This window comes from Nonomuraea sp. LPB2021202275-12-8 (genome assembly GCF_037044575.1).
Taxonomy (GTDB): domain Bacteria; phylum Actinomycetota; class Actinomycetes; order Streptosporangiales; family Streptosporangiaceae; genus Nonomuraea.
Genome location: NZ_JBAHWD010000029.1, coordinates 63,393 through 80,703 on the forward strand (window position 1 = coordinate 63,393; position 17,311 = coordinate 80,703).

Genomic DNA, 17,311 nt, shown 5'->3' on the forward strand with positions numbered 1-17,311 from the left:
CTGTGAGGACGTATGAGAACCGATGGATTCGCCCGCGCGCTCGGGTGGGTCAGCCTGGCGCTGGGCGCGGCGCAACTGACCGCGCCCCGCGCCATCAGCCGCCTGAGCGGCGTCGACGACCACCCGGCGGCAGCCAGGATCACCAAGCTGGTGGGCGGCCGGGAGCTGATGCACGCGGCACTGATGCTGGGCGGCCGCCAGCCCGCGCGATGGGCGTGGAGCAGGGTGGCCGGTGACGCGATGGACCTGGCCCTGCTGGGCACGGCGCTGACCGGCCGCTCGGGAGGCAGGCGCCGCCGGGTCGCGGCCGCGACGGCGGCGGTCACGGGTATCACCGCACTCGACGTGCTGTGCGCGGTGCGCGGCTCCCGCGCCCGGCGGGGCCCGCTGAAGCTGCGCGCCTCGATCATGATCAACCGGCCGCGCGACGAGGTCTACCTGTTCTGGCGCGACCTGGAGAACCTGCCGACGTTCATGACCCACCTGAAGTCGGTGCAGGTGCGCAGCGAGCGCCGATCGCGGTGGACGGCGAAGGGGCCGGCCGCCGACCTCGTGTGGGAGGCGGAGATCCTCGACGAGCGGGCGGGTGAGGTGATCGTCTGGGGATCCGTGCGCGGCTCGGACGTCACCACCAGCGGTTCGGTGAGCTTCATCGACGGCCCCAACGGGCACGGCACGCGGGTGGACGTCACCACGCAGTACGGCATGCCGGGCCGCACGCTCGGCGCCGCCATCGCCAGGATGCTCGGCGAGCACCCCGAGCAGCAGATCCGCGACGACCTGCGCCGCTTCAAGCAGGTCATGGAGACCGGCGAGGTGCTGCGCTCCGACGCGAGCCCCGAGGGCACTCACACACTGCGCCAACTCGGGCAGCGCCCGGCCCAGCCGGTCGGGGGGCGGTCATGAAGGCCAACTGCTGGACCGGCCGCAACACCGTCGAGGTGCTGGACGTGCCCGACCCCCGGATACTCAACGCCCGCGACGCGATCGTCCGCGTCACCTCGACCGCGATCTGCGGCTCCGACCTGCACCTGGTCGACGGCTACATCCCGACGGTGAAGAAGGGCGACGTGCTCGGCCACGAGTTCATGGGCGAGGTCGTCGAGGTCGGTCCCGGCGTGTCGAACCTGCGCGCCGGCGACCGGGTCGTCGTGCCGTTCCCGATCGCCTGCGGCAACTGCTTCGCCTGCGAGCGGGGCCTGTACTCGGTGTGCGAGAACTCCAACCCCAACGCCGGCCTGGCCGAGAAGCTGATGGGCCACTCCCCGGCGGGCATCTTCGGCTACTCGCACATGCTGGGCGGCTTCGCGGGCGGGCAGGCCGAGTACGCGCGGGTGCCGTTCGCCGACGTGGGGCCGATCAAGATCGAGGACGACCTGCCCGACGAGTCGGTGCTGTTCCTGTCCGACATCCTGCCCACGGGGTTCATGGGCGCGGAGATGTGCGACATCAAGCCCGGCCAGACGGTCGCCGTCTGGGGGGCGGGGCCCGTCGGCCAGTTCGCCGTGGCCAGCGCCTTCCTGCTCGGCGCCGACAGGGTGATCTGCATCGACCGCTACGACTACCGGCTGGAGTACGCGCGGCGCGCGGGCGCGCAGACGCTCCACTACGAAGAGGTGGACGTGCTGGACGCGCTGCGTGACATGACCGGCGGCCAGGGGCCCGACGCCTGCATCGACGCCGTCGGCATGGAGGCGCACCACCCGACCCCGGCCATGTACGCCTACGACCGCGCCAAGCAGGCCACCCGGATGGAGACCGAGCGCCCGTACGCCCTGCGCGAGGCGATCATGGCCTGCCGCAACGGCGGCGTGGTGTCGGTCATCGGCGTCTACGGCGGGCTGCTGGACAAGTTCCCGATGGGCTCGCTGATGAACCGGTCCCTGACGCTGCGCACCGGCCAGTGCCACGTGCAGCGTTACCTGCGGCCGCTGCTGGACAGGATCCGCGGCGGCGAGATAGACCCGAGCTTCGTCATCTCCCACCGGCTGCCGCTGAGCGAGGCGCCGCGCGGGTTCGAGCTGTTCAAGAACAAGCAGGACCGCTGCAACAAGGTCGTGCTCACGCCGTAGGAGCCTGATGAGGCCTCAAACGCTGCACGCCGCCGGCGGCGCCGGTCTCGGCGCCGCTCCTGCTGCCGTCGCTGTGGTGGTGGTACGCCACCTCCGGCATGATCGCGGAGAATAACCTGAGCGCATGCTTGATGAGGTGACCCTGTTCCGAGCCTGCGCTTCCGGAAAGACGCTTCGCGCGCGCGACGGCGAGGAGCTCGTGGTGGACAGCCGGCTGCTGCGCGACCTGTGCCGGCGCGGCCTCGACGACATCGACCCGCGAGGGCTGACCGTCGAGGCCGCCAGAATCGACGGGGACCTGGACCTGAGCGGCATGCAGGTCCCCTTCCCGCTGCGCTTCGTGGACTGCGCCTTCGAGCGTCCCGTCAACCTGGACGGCGCCGAGTTACACCTGCTCGTGCTGGACGGATGCACCGTTCCCGGCATCCTGGCCAACGGGCTGCGCGTGCGCCGCGACCTGGACCTGTCCCGGTCGCGCATCAGCGGCGGCTTGTGGACCTCGGCCAGCACCTCCTGCAGCGCGGCGGTGTGGCTGTGCGAGTCGGAGATCGGCGGGCGGCTGATCTGCCTGGACACCGTCATCGACGCCGAGATGCGCGCCGTGCAGGCCGACCGCATGCGAGTCGGCGGGACGATCCGGCTGCTGCACGGGTTCGAGGCCCGCGGCGGAATGCGGCTCCTCGGCATCCAGGTGGGCGGCTCGCTGGACCTGACCGGCGCCCGCCTGACCCGGCCGGACCGGGGGCTGGCCCTGGACCTGGGCGATGCCCAGATCGGCGGCAGCTTCTTCCTCATCGACGACCAGACCGGCCGCCGCCCCCTGCTCGGGGGCCGCCTGGACCTGGGCCACGCCAGGATCTCCGGGCAGTTCCTCATCCGCAACGCCGACTTCGAGCCCACCGGGTCCGTCACCGGGGTCGGCTACTCCAGCCTGCGCAGCGCCGGGACCGCCGTCAGCGCGCCGGGGCTCTACGTGGGCGGTGACCTCAGCGTCGAGGGCGAGTGCCGGATCGGCGGCGGCGTCGATCTGTCCATGGGGTCCTTCAGCACCATCCAGGTGCGCAGGGGCAGCCGGTTCGCCGTCGGCGGGGGGCGTGCTCTCGACCTGACGAACGCCGAGCTGCGCTCCAGCCTCCTGTTCGAGGAAGGCGTGACGGTGCAGGGCACACTGCGCCTGGCGGGGGCGCACCTCAAGGGTGACCTCATGCTGCGGAAGACCCGGTGGAGCGACCCCGAGGACGGCTCGCTCGTCGCGGCCCAGGGCGTCGTCGTCGACAGCGCGGTGAACCTGCGGGACGTGGAGACCACGGGCGGCAGGCTGAGGTTCCGCTCCGCGACGATCGGCGGCATCCTGGACGCCAGCGGCGCCCGCCTGCGCAATCCAGGCGGCGACGCTCTCTCACTCCAGCGGGTGGTGGTCAGGGGATCGGTGCTGCTCGGTGACGGATTCACCGCCGACGGCCGCGTGTCGCTGAACCGGTGCGTCGTGGAGGGGCGGCTCGACTGCGAGGGCGGCACCTTCGCCGACGGGCTCGAGGCGGTCTCCGCCACCGCTCGCGGCGGCATGGACCTGCGCTGGGCGCGGGTCCCCGACTGGGTCGACCTTACGGGCGCGATCACCACCGTGCTCACGGACGACCCCGCGGGATGGCCGCGGCGTTCGGCGATCGCCGGGCTCACCTATGACCGCTTCGACGGCTCCTGGGACTGGCGGGCGCGCCGCGACTGGTTGCGCGCCATGGTCCCCTTCGACGCGGGCCCGTACGAGCAGGTGGCCAGGGTGTTCCGCCAGCACGGGCACCCGGGGGAGGCCGAGCGGCTGCTCATCGAGCAGCGCAGGCACGCCAGGCGGCAGCGACCGCCGGGAGGGCGCTCACCACGCCGCTTCCTGCGCGACACGCAGGACCTCCTCTACGGCCTCACCGTCGGCTACGGCTACCGGCCTGGCCGTACGTTGTGGTTGCTCGGCGCGCTGCTCGCCCTGGTGGGCGTCATGATGATGATGCCCGGCGTCCAGCAGACACTGCGGGCCACCGACCCCCGCGGCAACGTCTACGCGGTCGACGGCAGGCTGGTGACCGTGGACGGCACGTCGCGACCGGCGGACGCCACCGCGACGGCGGCGAGGCAGCCGACTCGTCCGGGGCCGTGCGGCGACGGGCAGGTGCGCTGCTTCGACCCCGTGTTCTACACGGTCGACACCGTCATCCCGCTCATCTCCCTGGGCCAGCGCGCCACGTGGTACGCCGAGACGCGCACCAGGGCGGGGACGCTCACCTCGACGCTCCTGAACATCGCCAGCATGCTGGGCTGGCTCCTGTCGACCGTCGTCGTGCTGTCCTTCGCCCGCCTCGCCAGACCGGCCTAGCTCCACCGTGTCCCGACTTTCGGGCGATCGGGGGAGTTTCTCCCGGTAGTCAACCCGCCTCTGTCAAGGGCGGTATCTTTCGTCGATGACCGAAGGCAGGCCGAACCGGAACGCCGTCATCATCCCTGGCGCCATGTACGGGCCGCAGGCAGGGCTGCTCGCCTACGTCAGCGAGGCGGTCGCCCGGCGTGACGCCGAGCTCGAACTGATCTCCTGGACGCCGCCGAGGGACCGGCTCCTGGAGAGGGGGCCGTCCTGGGTCCGCGAGCAGGTGTCGCCCGTCGTGGAGAGGCTGGCGGCGCCAGTGCTGATCGGCAAGTCGCTCGGCTCGTTCGGCGCCGCCGTGGCCGCGGACCGGGGCCTGGCAGGCATCTGGCTGACGCCGTTGCTCACGGTTCCCGCGTGCGCGGAGGCGCTGCGCCGGTCCACGGAACCCTTCCTGCTCGTCGGCGGCACGGCGGACGACTTCTGGGACGGCGCGCTGGCGGGGGAGTTGACGCCGCACGTCATGGAGGTCGAGGGCGCCGATCACGGCATGAAGCTGCCGGGGCCGCTGCACAGGTCGGCCGAGGTCCTCGGCCGCGTGACCTCGGCCGTCGAAGCCTTCCTCGACGACGTCGTCTGGTCTCGACGAGCGTCCTGAATCACCCGGGCCCGCGACAGGCGCCGGCCGCTCAGTGGATGCGCCGGCCGCGCGCGTCGGGCACTCCCGACTTGCGGAAGAAGTAGGTGTTGACCTGGTCGCGCCACTCCTCGGCGGAGCGGAGCTGCTCGTCGAGGAGCTCCGCGACCCGCGCGTGCAGTTCCGGGTTCACCAGGCCGGCCACCTCCCGCCACAGCCGCCGCGTCTCGGCCACCTGCGCGGCCCCGAACCCGACGCCGAGCGGCGCGGTGTAGCGCTCGTAGGTGCGCCAGGAGCCGTCCATCATCGCGTGCAGCGTGCGCCGTAGCCGCTCCGGGACACCGGCCGCGTCCGGTGTGAAGGTGAGGTCGATCCACTCGTCGAGAACGGCGGCCGGGTCGAGCCGCGGATCCCAGGCGAGCCGGCCGAACGCGTACAGGTTGGCCTGCGCGAGCGGATGGCCGGTCCAGTAGAGGTCGTCACCCACGTTGGAGACGGCGACCAGCTCGGACGCGATGTCGGACACGGTCGGCCCGCCGGGCCCGCCCGGCGAGAAGCCGAGCACCTCGCGCCACATCGGGGGCAGGTGACACAGGTGCCGCTGCTGACCGGTGTACTCCTGCGTCACCTGCAGCTCCACCGCCAGGCGGGTGCGCGGCATGGCCGCGATCACCGGCGACACCGGCTCGCGCGCCTGGAAGTCGATCGGCCCATGCTTCACCTGCAGGATCGCGTTCGGCCTGAACCGCCCGTCGAGCGGGGCGAAGTGGTCGTACGCGGCGCGGGCGCGGTCGGTGGTCCGGTCGCGCCAGTCCTGCCGGTGGTCGTACACGAAGGCCCGCCAGTGCACGACCCCGCCGAACGGAGCCAGCGCGTCGGCCAGCATGTTGGCCCCGTCCGCATGGTCGCGTCCGTAGGCGAACGGCCCGGGCTGCCCCTCGGAGTCGGCCTTGACCACGTAACCGCCGAAGTCCGCGATGGTGTCGTACACCCGCGCGGTGGTCTCCGCCCACCAGGCCCGCACCGCCTCGTCGAGCGGATCGGCGGCCGGCAGCCCGCCGAGGACGACGGGCGCGGCGAAGGTCACCGACAGGTGCGTGCGGATGCCGTACGCGCGCAGCTCGTCCGCGATCGCGGCGACGTCGCCGAGCCGGTCCGACAGCAGGCGGGCCTCCGTGGCGTGCACGTTGACGTTGTTCACCGCGACCGCGTTCACCCCGGCCGCGGCCAGCAGCCGCCCGTAGGCCCGCACCCTGGCCAGGTCGCCACGCGGGCGGCCGTCCTTCCAGAAGATCGACCCGCCCGCGTACCCGCGCTCGACCTGCCCCATGACCGGATGCGCGTCGACGTTGTCCCAGTGGTCGAGCATGCGCCGGCGCATCGCGGGCCGGTGGTGCTCGACCGGCCGCGCGGGCCCGAACGCCGCCTCGCCCAGCCGGACCACGTGGAACAGCCCGTACAGCAGCCCGGCGGGCCCGCCGGCGAGCACCACCGTGACTTCGCCACGCCGGGCGAGCAGGAACCCCTCGTCTCCGATCGCCCGCGCGTCCAGCCCGGACACGTCACGCACCGCCTGCGCGGCGGGCGGCAGGCGGTCCGCGGTGGCGAGCGCGAGCACGAGGTCGGCCTGCCGTCCGTCGGTCCGGCGCCGCACGCTGCCGCCATGGCACGCGCAGGCGTGCGCGACCTCGTCGAGGACGGTGCCGGTTAGGGCTCCGTCCCCGTGTACGAGGGTGCGGCGGGCCCCGACCGCCCGGAACGCCGGCGGAGGGAGCCACGCCGCGTGCACACCGGCTGGTTCGGGAACGGTCATGGGGTCCTCCGGCATGGGGTGTCGAGGTTCCGCCCGCCTCGGGGAGTCGAGCCGCGAACCCAGGAGATCTACGGTCCGGCTCTGACAACTATCGCTCCGTCGTGACCGACCATAAGTCGATCGTGATGATGGCCTCCCGAAGCGGCCTGCGTCGACACAGGGGTTCGGTGCCCGCCCAGACCTTTTCTCGCGGGTGAGCGGCGGGCGGAGAGGCCGCCTGTCACAGTCGGGCGCGTGGAACGCGACGAGATCATGGAGCGGATGGATGTCCGGCGGAGGCCTCGGCGCCCCTTCGAAGCCCAGCTCCTGAGCCCGTAGCCGGGCGAGGCCTTCCCCGGCGCCCACAGCGGCCCATCTAAGCGGATTTCCCGGTTGCCTTGACTCCCAGAGCGACCTAACCTATAACTGTGGTTAGAGGTTAGGTCTCACTGAAGAGTCTACAAGGAGGTTCGGACCATGCTTCTCACGTCGATCGACCCGTTCCTTCAGGAGTTCGAGCGTCAGTTCAGCCGGCTCGCGCACCAGGCCATCGACACCGCAGGCGCGGCCATGCCCATGGACGGGCTGCGCCGCGAGGACGACGTGATCCTGCGCTTCGACCTTCCCGGTGCCGACCCCGACTCCATCGAGGTGACGGTCGACCGCGGCGTCCTCAGCGTCACCGCACGCCGTGAAGAGGAGATCGGCCAGGACGAGCGGCTGTTCGTCCGCGAGCGTCCCATGGGCGCCTTCACCCGGCGCGTCTACCTGTCAGAGCACCTCGACAGCGACAGGATCGACGCGGGCTACACCAACGGCGTGCTGACCGTGCGGATCCCGGTCCTCGAGCGCGCCAAGCCGCGCAAGGTGGAGATCCAGCGCGCCGACACCCGCACCGACAGCAAGGCCATCAGAGCCTGACGGGGACACCGGGGGCGGGTGCCCCGGCCCGCCCCCCGAGGAGGTCACCATGCCCGAGCTGCCCTTCGACGACGAGCGCGCGCCCCTGTATTCCCTCGGGCAGGTGGCCGACATGCTGGAGGTCCGGCAGGCCTTCCTGCGGCGCCTCGACCAGCACGACGTCGTCAGCCCCAGCCGCTCCGCCGGAGGCCAGCGGCGTTACTCCCGCCGGGACGTCGTCGACGTCCAGCACGTCACGCGGATGGCGGACGAGGGCATGACGCTCGTCGCCATCCGCCGCATCCTCGAGCTCGAGCAGGAGCTCGCCGAGGTCCGCGAGCAGCTGCGGCAGGCCAGGGCCAGGCTCGCCCGGGATCACGGCTGAGCGCCACGCCCTCGGCGAGGAGCCGAAGGCGGCGGTCTGACGTCACAGCGCCGACAGGTGCACCAGTACCGACTCGTCGGGGAAGAGCTCCGGCACGGCGATGCCGGAGGCGGCCAGCACCAAGCCGGGCAGGGACAAGCCGTCGCCCGCCGTCCAGGCGGGCCCGGACCCCCGCGAGCGTGAGATCACCGGCACGAGGGGGCGGACCCGGTAGACGGTTCCCGGCGCCAGGCCGGGCAGGCGGATCAGGCCGGGAGGCCAGGTGGCGGGGCGTTCCAGCATGGCGACTTCGAAGACGGCCTCGGAGAGGTCCGCGGCCACCACGCCGTGAGCCTGGAACCCCTCGGGGGCGTCGTCGAGGCGGACCATGGTGCCGGTGTGCAGGAGCTGCCGGTGGCGCTTGTGCAGGGCGATCCAGGCGGCCACCTCGCCGAGCTCCTCGCCGGTCAGCGAGGTGATGTCCCATTCGAGGCCGAAGTGGCCGAAGAAGGCCGTGGCGGCGCGGAAGGGCAGCTCGTGACGGCGGCCCGTGGTGTGCGAACGGCCGGAGCCGACGTGGCTGCCGATGAGCTCGGGCGGGAGCAGCTGCGCGGTCCAGCGCATGATCTGCTGCCGCTCGGTGGAGTCGATGCAGTCGCTGGCCCACACCCGGTCCGTGCGCTCGAGGATGCCGAGGTCCACGCGGGCTCCGCCGGAGGAGCACGACTCGATCTCCAGCTCCGGATGCAGCGCGCGGATCTCGTCCAGCAGCCGGTAGACGGCGTAGGTCTGGTCGTGGACGGAGGCCAGCCCGCTCACCGTCGAACCGGCGTCCACCAGGTCGCGGTTGTGGTCCCACTTGACGTAGTCGATGCCGTACTCGCCGATCAGGGCGAGCAGTCGCTCCTTGATGTAGGCGTACGCGGCCGGGTTGCTCAGGTCCAGCACCTGCTGGAATCGGGCCTCCGGCGGCATCCGGCCGCCCGTCTGCATGATCCAGCCGGGGTGGGCGCGGGCCAGGTCGGAGTCGGGATTGACCATCTCCGGCTCGAACCAGAGCCCGAACTGCATGCCGTGTGACCTGACCCGCTCCACCAGCGGCTTCAGCCCGCTCGGCCAGACGCCGGGATCGACGAACCAGTCACCGAGCCCGGCGTGGTCGTCACGGCGCCCCTTGAACCAGCCGTCGTCCAGGACGAACCGCTCCACGCCGATCCCGGCGGCCCGGTCGGCGAGCTCCAGCAGCCGGTCCAGGTCGTGGTCGAAGTAGACGGCCTCCCAGGTGTTGAGCACCACGGGGCGCGGTGACGAGGGGTGCCTCGGGCGGGCGCGCAGGTAGTCGTGGAAGCGGTGGGCCGCCTGGTCCAGGCCGCGCCCGTAGGTGGCGTAGAGCCACGGACTGCGGTAGCTCTCGCCGCCGGTCAGGGTGATCTCGCCCGGCAGCAGCAGCTCGCCGCCGCCGATCAGGGTGCGGCCGGAGGCGGTGCGCTCGGCGTACGCGCGATGATTGCCGCTGAAGCCGACGTGCAGGCCCCACGCCTCGCCGCGGCGGAAGCCGAGGTCGGGGGTGCCGGCGAGCAGGACGGTGGCGGCGTCGGCGCCGGTGCGGCCACGGCGGTTCTCCCGCAGGTGGGTGCCGACGGTGAACGGCCGGCGCTGCGGCACGCGCTCCTTGCCCCAGCGCCCGGCCAGGTCCAGCAGGTCACGGGCGACGGCGGACACGGGCAGCGCGAGGTTGAGGGCGTCCAGCGTGTAGGGCGACTCGTGCTCGTTGCGGAGCTCCGCCCTGGCCCGCAGGAGCCCCGAGGGGTGCAGCTCGACGGTGAGCGACAGGGCGAGACGGGCCTGCGGGTCGGTGGCGTCGGCGGTCAGCGCCTGGACGTCGCCGGCGGCCGTGAGCCCGTAGGTGGTGGCGGTGAAGGCGGGTGACCAGTCGCGGCCCTGGCGGTGGCCCGCGACTCCCGGGATGCCCGTCCAGCCGGTGCGCCCTTCGGGCACGAGCCCGACGCGTACCGGAACGTCGAGGCCGTCCTGTGGCGGGCGCAGCGCGGCGGCGAGGTCGGCGAGGGCGCGGTCGTCGAGCGGGCCCAGGTCGGGCCCCCAGTGCAGGATGGCGGGCAGGGCGTCGCGCGGGCACTCGATCACCACGGAGACGCCGGCCGCTCTGAAGTGGTGGATTGCAGGCTGCATGTCGCTCTTTCTACGCGGGGTGGACGTCGAGCGCGGGCTCCGGACGGTGGACGCCGCGAGGCCGGTAGCCGAGCGATTCGGCGACGCCGAGCAGGTCGGCGACGTACCACAGCGTCGCCAGCCACATCTCGGTGCCCTGCAGACCCGGCCGGTGGTCGCGGTGGTGCGGACCGCTCAGCGGCGGGTGGGCGAAGGGGAATCCCTGACCGTCGACCCACTGCTCGATGATCGCGTCCACCTGCCGGGTGGCCCAAGCCGTTGTCTCGCCGGCCCGGTGCCGGGTCTGCTGCCGAGCCAGCCAGAGCGGATGCGCCACGTCGAGGACGTTGCACGCGGTGGTGCGGCCCGGCCCGAAGTGCCGGCCGTCGGCCGCGTGCGTGAGCACGGTGTCGATGACCCGTTCGGGATGCGGCACCGGTAGCCCGAACTGGGCGAACGAGCCGCGTACCGCCCGGTAGTAGCCGTTGACCGCCTGCAGCAGCCCGTCGCTCGCCCGGGACGGGGACCACATGCCGCTGTCACGCCGGCAGCGCGCCAGGAGCCGGCCGAAGAGGACGTCGAGGTCGGTCCGTGTCGCTGGTGATTCGGGGGAGTGGCGCAGGTTCCACATCAGGGCGGTGCCCAGGGTGTCGACGCCCGCCCCCGCCGCCCAGCCGCCGTCGCGCCAGGGCCGGCCGTCGAGCGCCGCCGCCAGGTCGGCGGGCGACATGCGCCCGACCGCCCTTATGGGGTGCTCGAAGCGGGAGCCGAGCAGGTCGAGGGCGTATCCGAGGCTGAGCACGTGGTAGTGCGCCGTGTCGTCGTCGAAGCCCGCGGGCGCGGGTCCGGATAACCCGGCGGCGTCCAGCAGCGGGGTCAGGCCGGTCGCGGGATCCTGGTTCCGCCGGAGCCTGCGTACGTGCTCCTGGCGCGGCAGCTGTCCCGGAGGGGCGTCCGACAGCAGGTACGCCAGCTCGACGGCGTCGGCGTGGGCCCGCAGCGTGGGGGGATCGCCGGGGGCGTTCACGTACCGTCCGGCGGGTGTCCCGTCGGACGCGATCGCGCCCGGCTCCCAGCTCCGCCCGACGATCTCGGCCACCTGCTCCCTGGCCCTGGCCGCTAGACCGGCCAGGGCGTGCGCCGCCCCGTGAGAGGTGCCGCGGCGGTCGCGGAGGAGGCGGGCCGGGTTGCCGGCCACGACCGCCCAGGCGGGCACGTCCCTGGTGACGACCGAGCCCGCGCCGATCACCGCGTGGGAGCCCACCGTGACCCCGTCCACGATCACCACGTTCGAGCCGATCCAGACGTCGTCGCCGATCGTGATGCCCCGCTCGGTCACCGGCTGCCGATGGACGGGCCGGTCCGGCTCCATCGAGTGGTTGAAACCGAGGATGGACGTGTGCGCCCCGATCCGGACGCCGTCGCCCATGGTCACGGTGCCGCGCACCACGGTGAAGGGGTTCACGGTGCAGTGGTCGCCCGCGTGGAAGGTGCCGGTGACGTAGGCGTGGGCCGCGATGTAGCAGTCATCGCCCATCCGGAAGCCGGCCGGATGCACCATGGCCAGCTCCGAGATGAAGGACCGCGCCCCGATCGAGCCGCCCGACAGCTCGGCGATGGCCGCCTGCCGGTCGAGCTGTGCCTTTCGCCGCTCCTCGCTCGCCTCGTGCCAGAACAGCCAGCCGTTGTAGTCCAGTAGTTTCGTGTCGGCACCGGGTGCCGTGTCCATACGAGCTCCTCGCGGTCGGCGTCCCACGATAGCGAGAACGTACGGAAAGCGCTTGCACGGGCGGGCCAGGTCATGTCAACCGGAACTGATCGGATAGCGTCCAAGCAGGACGATCGCGACAGGAAGGAACGGTGATGGCCCCGGTGGACCCGAACTCCCGGGGGCGAGCGGGATGAGCGGGGCGCTCGGCCTGGTGGCCATCTTCGTGCTGACCCTGGCCACCGGCTACTTCGTCGCCCAGGAGTTCGCCTACGTCGGCGCCGACCGGATCACCCTGTCCCAGCAGGCCGCCGCCGGTGACCGGAAGGCGGCCAAGGCCGTCCAGGTGATGGAGCGGCTGTCGTTCATGCTGTCCGGCGCGCAGCTCGGCATCACCGTCACCGCCCTGGTGGTCGGCTTCATCGCGCGGCCCGCGCTGGCCGAGCTGATCGCACCGGCGCTGACCGCGCTCGGCCTGCCCGCGGGCATGGTCGGCGCCGTGGCGCTGGCGATCGGCTTCGGGCTGGCGACCGTGATCCAGATGGTGCTGGGCGAGCTCGCGCCCAAGAACTACGCCCTGGCCAGGCCCGAACCGCTGGCCCGGGCGCTGGCCGGATCCACTCTGATCTATCTCAAGGTCGCCGGTCCGATCATCAAGCTGTTCGACACCTCCGCCAACAAGCTGCTGCGCGCCGTCGGCATCGAGCCGGTCGAGGAGCTGCACCACGGCGCCACCCTGGAGGAGCTGGGCCACATCATCGGCGAGTCCGAGGCCCGCGGCCACCTGCGCGGCAGCCACGCCGACGTGCTGGAACGCGCCCTGGCCTTCTCCGACCACACCGCGGAGGAAGTGATGGTGCCACGCGTCGAGGTGGTCGCCGTCGCGGCCTCCGCCACCGTGCCCGAGCTGGACGAGCTCATCGCGGCCCGCGGGCACACCCACTACCCGGTGCTCGGCGAGACCCTGGACGACGTGGTGGGGCTGGTCAGCCTGCGCGACGTCGCCGCCGTGCCGCCCGCCGAGGCGGCCACCACCCGCGTCGGCGACATCGCGCACGACGTGCTGATCGTGCCTTTCTCCCTGTCCCTGCCCGACCTCGCGGCCCAGCTGCACGCCCGGGGGGAGGAGGTGGCCTGCGTGGTCGACGAGCACGGCGGCCTGGCCGGCCTGGTCACCTGGGAGGACGTGGCCGAGGAGCTCGTCGGCGAGATCGCCGACGAGAACGACCTCGACACCCCGCTCGCGGTACGGCGCGACGGCGGCTGGGAGCTCGACGCCGGCCTGCGCATCGACGAGATCGCCCTGGAGACCGGCCTGCGGCTGCCCGACGAGGACGAGTACGACACGCTGGCCGGGCTCGTCCTGCACCGGCTCGGCCGCTTCGCCGTCCCCGGCGACGTCATCACCGTGGCGCTGCCCGCCACCCTGGACCCGGACGAGCCCACCCGCGCCGACATCGAGGTGCTGACCCTGAACCGGCACGTCCCCGAACGCGTCCGCCTGACCCCCAGCAGGCAAGCCCCCGAGGAGCAGCCGTGAACTGGCCCACAGGTCTGGCGCTGACCCTGTTCCTGCTGATCGGCAACGGCTTCTTCGTCGCCTCGGAGTTCGCGCTGGTCGCCGCCAAGCGCCACCGGCTGGAGGTGGCGGCCGCACAGGGCAGCAGGGCCGCCGCGGCCGCCCTGGCGGGCATCAGGGAGCTGTCGCTCATGCTGGCCGGGGCCCAGCTCGGCATCACGCTGTGCTCGCTGGGCCTCGGCGTGGTCTCCGAGCCGCTCATCGCCGGCTCGCTGACGCCGCTCATCCACGCCGCGGGCCTGCCGGAGACCGTCGCGCACGCGGTCGCCTTCGTCATCGCGCTGGCACTGGTCACCTTCCTGCACATGGTGCTCGGCGAGATGGCCCCCAAGTCGTGGGCCATCGCCCACCCCGAGCGCTCGGCCACGATCCTGGCGCTGCCGTTCCGCGCCTTCACGCTGATCGTCCGGCCGCTGATCAGCGCTCTCAACGCCATCACCAACGGCCTGCTGCGCCTGTTCAAGGTACGTCCGCGCGAAGCGGGCGAGACCGTGCCGCGCACGCCCGAGCAGTTGCAGCACCTGGTGCAGGAGTCCCGCAGGCTCGGCCTGATCGACAGCGACGACCACGCGGTGCTCAGCCAGGCCCTGCGGGCGCCCAGCGCCGTCATCACCTCGATGATCACGCCGCCGGACCGGATCGTCGCCGTGCCCGCCACCGCCGGCCCTCAGGAGGTGATCGACGCCTGCGTGCGCGCCCGGCGCACCCGTCTGATCGTCGGGACCGGCCGCGAGCCCGCCGGGGTGGTGCACCTGCGTGACGCCTACCTCGCCCGCCGGCGCGGCGCGCAGACCACCGCCGGGGAGCTCGCGTACCGCATCCCGGTCCTGCCGCCGGACGCGTCCGTCGCCGAGGCGGGGAGCCGGCTCCGCGCCGCCCACAGCCAGCTGGCGCTGGTGCGCGACGCCGACGGCGCCCTGCGCGGCCTGGTCAGCCTGGACGACCTGCTGGCCACACTGCTCGTCAAGGCGTGACGCTTCAGGCGGCCTCAGGCGGCGGACAGATGCTCCAGGATGCTCCGCCATCCCGCGGGGCCGAGGGCGTAGGCCGCCACGCTGCCCGAGGTGAACCACCGCCAGGAGGCGGGGCGGGCGAGCGTGGCCCCCGCCGCGACCGTCAGCAGCAGGGTGCTGCGCGGGTCGAACCCCCGGGGGTGAGCTCCTCGTGGAGGCCCTGCTCGCCGAGATGCCGCCGCCACCGGCCGAGCTGCCGTGGGACGAGCGGCTGACCCGGCTCGCCACCGCCATCCGGGCCACCGCCGGGCGCCATCCCGCCGTGTTCCCCCTCCTGCTCCAGCGGGCCGCGCAGACCGAGCAGGCGCGGGGGGTGCGCGACATCGTGTGCGCCGCACTGCGCGAGGCCGGGCTCGGCCAGGAGCAGGCCGAGCGTGCCGAGCGCCTCATGAGCACCGCGGTCCTGGGCTACGCCGCTGGCGAGGCGGCAGGGCGCTTCGCCCGCCACCCGCAGTCCGTCCGTGACGAGGACTTCGCCTGCCTGTTGCGAGGCATCCGCACCCTGGTCGAGGGCGAGGCATAGGCATCCTCACGGGCCTGCCGCCGCTGGGCGTCGGCAGGCCCTCCTTCGTCGGCGTGGAGCCCGCACCGCCCACTGCGCATCGGTCAGGTCGAACCGCCCCGTCCTCACCAAGGTGGCCACGAGGTCTCCGGATGTCAGGGTCTTCCTGGTCGAGGACCCCTCTGCCGGCCACGCCACGCAGCCGCCTGATCGTGGAGACACGTCCGAGGTGCGAGAGCGTCCTGATCTGGTCAGGGCACCAAGCCCGCTTCGTAGGCGGCGATGACGAGGTGCACCCGGGTGCGCGCGCCGAGCTTGGTCAGCAGGTGGCCGACGTGGGTCTTCACCGTGCCCAGGCTGAGGTGGAGCGCGGCGCCGATCTCGTGGTTGGACAGGCCTCTGGCGATCAGGACCAGGACCTCCCGCTCGCGTTCGGTGATCTCGAGCTTGCTGGGCGGCACGTGGGCCACGTACCGCTCGATGAGCCGTTGGGTGACGGTGGGCGCGAGGAGCGCATCACCGCCGGCGATCACCTGGATGGCCCTGAGCAGATCGGGCGGCGGGGTGTCCTTCAGCAGGAAGCCCGCGGCGCCGGCGCGCAGCGCGCCGTAGACGTACTCGTCGAGGTCGAACGTCGTCACGATGAGAACCCGCACCTCCGGCTGCGCGGCGCAGATGTGGCGGGTGGCCTCGATGCCGTCCATGACGGGCATGCGGACGTCCATGAGCACCACGTCGGGTCGTTCGCGACGGCTGATCGCGACCGCCTCCTCGCCCGTGGCCGCCTCCGCCACCGCGGACAGGCCGGGCGCGCTGTCGACGAGCAGCCGGAAACTCCCCCTGATCAGCGCCTCGTCGTCGGCGACCAGCACCCGGGTGGTCATGGCCCCTCCGCCGATGTCGGCGGGCGCGTGATGCTCGCGTCTCCCAGCCGGTCGGCTGGACGCAGGGAGTCCTGGGACAGGCTCCGCACGGAGTCCTGGGACGGGCCCAGCACGGAGTCCTTCGGCGGGGGGCGCAGGGACTCCTGAACGGGGCGTCGCGGCGGGCCCTCCGGAGCGCCGTGCACCGGCAGGAACGCGTACACGCGGAAGCCATGCAGCGGCCGAGGCCCCGCCTCGAAGGCGCCACCGAACACCCGCACCCGCTCGTGCAGCCCCGCCAGCCCATGGCCCGCCGCCGCAGCGCCCTCTTCCCCGCCCCGCCCGTCGTCGATCACCTCGACCCGGATGCCCTCTTCCTCCCGCACCACGGCCGCACGGGCATGGTGCGCCCCGGCATGCTTGATCACATTGGTGAGCGCTTCCTGCACGATGCGGTACACGGTCAGCTCCAGCTCGCGCGGCACCTCCCCGGTGACGGACAGGTGCGCGTCGACCCCGGCCGTCCGGGTGCGCTCCACCAGCTCCGGCAGATCAGACAGCGTGGGGGCGGGCGCCCGCGAGGCCTCGCCGTCCTCCCGCAGGATTCCGAGTAATCGACGGGTTTCGTGCAGCGCCGACCGGCTCGTCTCGCCGATGGAGCGCAAGGCGCGGCGCATCACCTCCGGCTTCCCGACGTGCTCGGCGACCCCCGCCTGCACGGCGATCGTGCTGAGGCTGTGTCCCAGGACGTCGTGCAGCTCCCTGGCGATGCGCAACCGCTCCTCCATCGCCTCCGTCCTGGCGCGCTCCTCCGCGTGCGCGGCCAGCCGTTCGACGTAGAGCGAGCGCTCGCGCATCATCGCTCCGGCCGCCCAGAAGGCCACCAGCACCCCGACCACCCACAGGAGACTCTGGACGGCCATCGGCCACCGGAACAGCGCGCTCCCTGCCACCGCGAGCGCCGCCAGCAGCGCGCCGACCGCCCACGCACCGCCGGCGAACCGCGCGACCGCATAGGCGGCCATGGGCACGGCCAGAACGTCTCCTCCACTCGGCACCATCGCGACCATGCCCATGTCACCGGCGATGACGACGCAGAACACCGCACGCGGCCAGATCCGCCGCACGGCCAGCGGCAGCGTCGTGGCCAGCGCCGAGACGGCACCCACCCAGCCCGCGTCGTAGTAGCTCACCAATTGCACGTAGAGGAACGCCACCACGACCGCCCACAGGCCATCGAGCAGCACCCAGGCCCACCTGGGCACCCTGCTGAACAACGGTGGACGGATCTCGGTCACCGGCACGCCTCGACGGTAGACCCTCGACCCGGCCCCGCACATCGGCCCGCGGTCTGATATC

At 72.7% G+C, this 17,311-nt stretch carries 14 protein-coding genes; 9 read left to right on the forward strand and 5 right to left on the reverse strand.

Annotated elements, in window-relative coordinates; all coding sequences use genetic code 11:
• Positions 1-12 precede the first annotated feature (12 nt).
• The 4 genes from V5E28_RS36480 (at position 13) to V5E28_RS36495 (ending at position 5,083) form a co-directional block, all read left to right on the forward strand.
• Positions 13-906, forward strand: a complete 894-nt coding sequence (locus tag V5E28_RS36480; RefSeq protein ID WP_336213877.1) for an SRPBCC family protein — start codon at positions 13-15, stop codon at positions 904-906.
• A complete protein-coding gene (locus V5E28_RS36485; RefSeq protein ID WP_336213879.1) occupies positions 903-2,072 on the forward strand; it encodes a zinc-dependent alcohol dehydrogenase in 1,170 nt (389 codons plus the stop codon). Before V5E28_RS36480 ends, V5E28_RS36485 begins: the two co-directional genes overlap by 4 nt.
• 124 nt (positions 2,073-2,196) lie before the next feature.
• Complete coding sequence (locus tag V5E28_RS36490; protein ID WP_336213880.1) at positions 2,197-4,440, forward strand: hypothetical protein; 2,244 nt, start codon at positions 2,197-2,199, stop codon at positions 4,438-4,440.
• An 85-nt stretch (positions 4,441-4,525) separates the two neighbouring features.
• Positions 4,526-5,083: a hypothetical protein gene (locus tag V5E28_RS36495; protein WP_336213882.1), complete on the forward strand. Its 558-nt coding sequence runs from the start codon at positions 4,526-4,528 to the stop codon at positions 5,081-5,083.
• A 31-nt stretch (positions 5,084-5,114) separates the two neighbouring features.
• Here V5E28_RS36495 and V5E28_RS36500 read toward each other — a convergent pair whose 3' ends face one another.
• Entirely contained in the window at positions 5,115-6,875 is a 1,761-nt protein-coding gene (locus V5E28_RS36500; RefSeq protein ID WP_336213883.1) for an alpha-glucuronidase, read from the reverse strand.
• Positions 6,876-7,331: 456 nt separating this feature from the next.
• Here V5E28_RS36500 and V5E28_RS36505 point away from each other — a divergent pair, with 456 nt between their 5' ends.
• Both V5E28_RS36505 and V5E28_RS36510 read left to right on the forward strand, forming a co-directional pair.
• Complete coding sequence (locus tag V5E28_RS36505) at positions 7,332-7,775, forward strand: Hsp20/alpha crystallin family protein (protein WP_336213885.1); 444 nt, start codon at positions 7,332-7,334, stop codon at positions 7,773-7,775.
• Positions 7,776-7,824: 49 nt separating this feature from the next.
• Positions 7,825-8,139 (forward strand): MerR family transcriptional regulator, encoded by a 315-nt coding sequence (locus V5E28_RS36510; RefSeq protein WP_336213887.1) that lies wholly within the window; start codon positions 7,825-7,827, stop codon positions 8,137-8,139.
• Between the two features lie 42 nt (positions 8,140-8,181).
• Here the strand turns inward: V5E28_RS36510 and V5E28_RS36515 are convergent, their stop codons facing one another.
• Both V5E28_RS36515 and V5E28_RS36520 read right to left on the reverse strand, forming a co-directional pair.
• Complete coding sequence (locus V5E28_RS36515) at positions 8,182-10,308, reverse strand: alpha-galactosidase (protein WP_336213889.1); 2,127 nt, start codon at positions 10,306-10,308, stop codon at positions 8,182-8,184.
• Positions 10,309-10,318: 10 nt separating this feature from the next.
• Positions 10,319-12,016, reverse strand: a complete 1,698-nt coding sequence (locus V5E28_RS36520; RefSeq protein ID WP_336213890.1) for an acyltransferase — start codon at positions 12,014-12,016, stop codon at positions 10,319-10,321.
• Between the two features lie 172 nt (positions 12,017-12,188).
• On the opposite strand from V5E28_RS36520, the gene V5E28_RS36525 reads away from it, so the two are divergent.
• The 3 genes from V5E28_RS36525 (at position 12,189) to V5E28_RS36535 (ending at position 15,110) form a co-directional block, all read left to right on the forward strand.
• Positions 12,189-13,535 carry a hemolysin family protein gene (locus V5E28_RS36525; protein ID WP_336213891.1) on the forward strand — a complete coding sequence of 449 codons (1,347 nt, stop codon included), beginning with the start codon at positions 12,189-12,191 and terminating at the stop codon, positions 13,533-13,535.
• Positions 13,532-14,548 carry a hemolysin family protein gene (locus tag V5E28_RS36530; RefSeq protein ID WP_336213892.1) on the forward strand — a complete coding sequence of 339 codons (1,017 nt, stop codon included), beginning with the start codon at positions 13,532-13,534 and terminating at the stop codon, positions 14,546-14,548. The genes V5E28_RS36525 and V5E28_RS36530 overlap by 4 nt, the downstream gene beginning before the upstream one ends.
• 190 nt (positions 14,549-14,738) lie before the next feature.
• Complete coding sequence (locus V5E28_RS36535) at positions 14,739-15,110, forward strand: WHG domain-containing protein (protein ID WP_336213894.1); 372 nt, start codon at positions 14,739-14,741, stop codon at positions 15,108-15,110.
• Positions 15,111-15,340: 230 nt separating this feature from the next.
• Here the strand turns inward: V5E28_RS36535 and V5E28_RS36540 are convergent, their stop codons facing one another.
• The gene (locus V5E28_RS36540) at positions 15,341-15,973 is read right to left on the reverse strand and encodes a response regulator transcription factor (RefSeq protein ID WP_336213896.1); all 633 of its coding nucleotides are present in this window, start codon (positions 15,971-15,973) and stop codon (positions 15,341-15,343) included.
• Positions 15,970-17,256 (reverse strand): sensor histidine kinase, encoded by a 1,287-nt coding sequence (locus V5E28_RS36545; protein WP_336213897.1) that lies wholly within the window; start codon positions 17,254-17,256, stop codon positions 15,970-15,972. The genes V5E28_RS36540 and V5E28_RS36545 overlap by 4 nt, the downstream gene beginning before the upstream one ends.
• Positions 17,257-17,311 lie beyond the last annotated feature (55 nt).

Excerpts from the sequence above, each read along its gene's own strand:
- V5E28_RS36480 (WP_336213877.1), top strand. The coding sequence starts at position 13 with ATGAGAACCGATGGATTCGCCCGCGCGCTCGGGTGGGTCAGCCTGGCG.
- V5E28_RS36485 (WP_336213879.1), top strand. The coding sequence starts at position 903 with ATGAAGGCCAACTGCTGGACCGGCCGCAACACCGTCGAGGTGCTGGAC.
- V5E28_RS36490 (WP_336213880.1), top strand. The coding sequence starts at position 2,197 with ATGCTTGATGAGGTGACCCTGTTCCGAGCCTGCGCTTCCGGAAAGACG.
- V5E28_RS36495 (WP_336213882.1), top strand. The coding sequence starts at position 4,526 with ATGACCGAAGGCAGGCCGAACCGGAACGCCGTCATCATCCCTGGCGCC.
- V5E28_RS36500 (WP_336213883.1), bottom strand. The coding sequence starts at position 6,875 with ATGACCGTTCCCGAACCAGCCGGTGTGCACGCGGCGTGGCTCCCTCCG.
- V5E28_RS36505 (WP_336213885.1), top strand. The coding sequence starts at position 7,332 with ATGCTTCTCACGTCGATCGACCCGTTCCTTCAGGAGTTCGAGCGTCAG.
- V5E28_RS36510 (WP_336213887.1), top strand. The coding sequence starts at position 7,825 with ATGCCCGAGCTGCCCTTCGACGACGAGCGCGCGCCCCTGTATTCCCTC.
- V5E28_RS36515 (WP_336213889.1), bottom strand. The coding sequence starts at position 10,308 with ATGCAGCCTGCAATCCACCACTTCAGAGCGGCCGGCGTCTCCGTGGTG.
- V5E28_RS36520 (WP_336213890.1), bottom strand. The coding sequence starts at position 12,016 with ATGGACACGGCACCCGGTGCCGACACGAAACTACTGGACTACAACGGC.
- V5E28_RS36525 (WP_336213891.1), top strand. The coding sequence starts at position 12,189 with ATGAGCGGGGCGCTCGGCCTGGTGGCCATCTTCGTGCTGACCCTGGCC.
- V5E28_RS36540 (WP_336213896.1), bottom strand. The coding sequence starts at position 15,973 with ATGACCACCCGGGTGCTGGTCGCCGACGACGAGGCGCTGATCAGGGGG.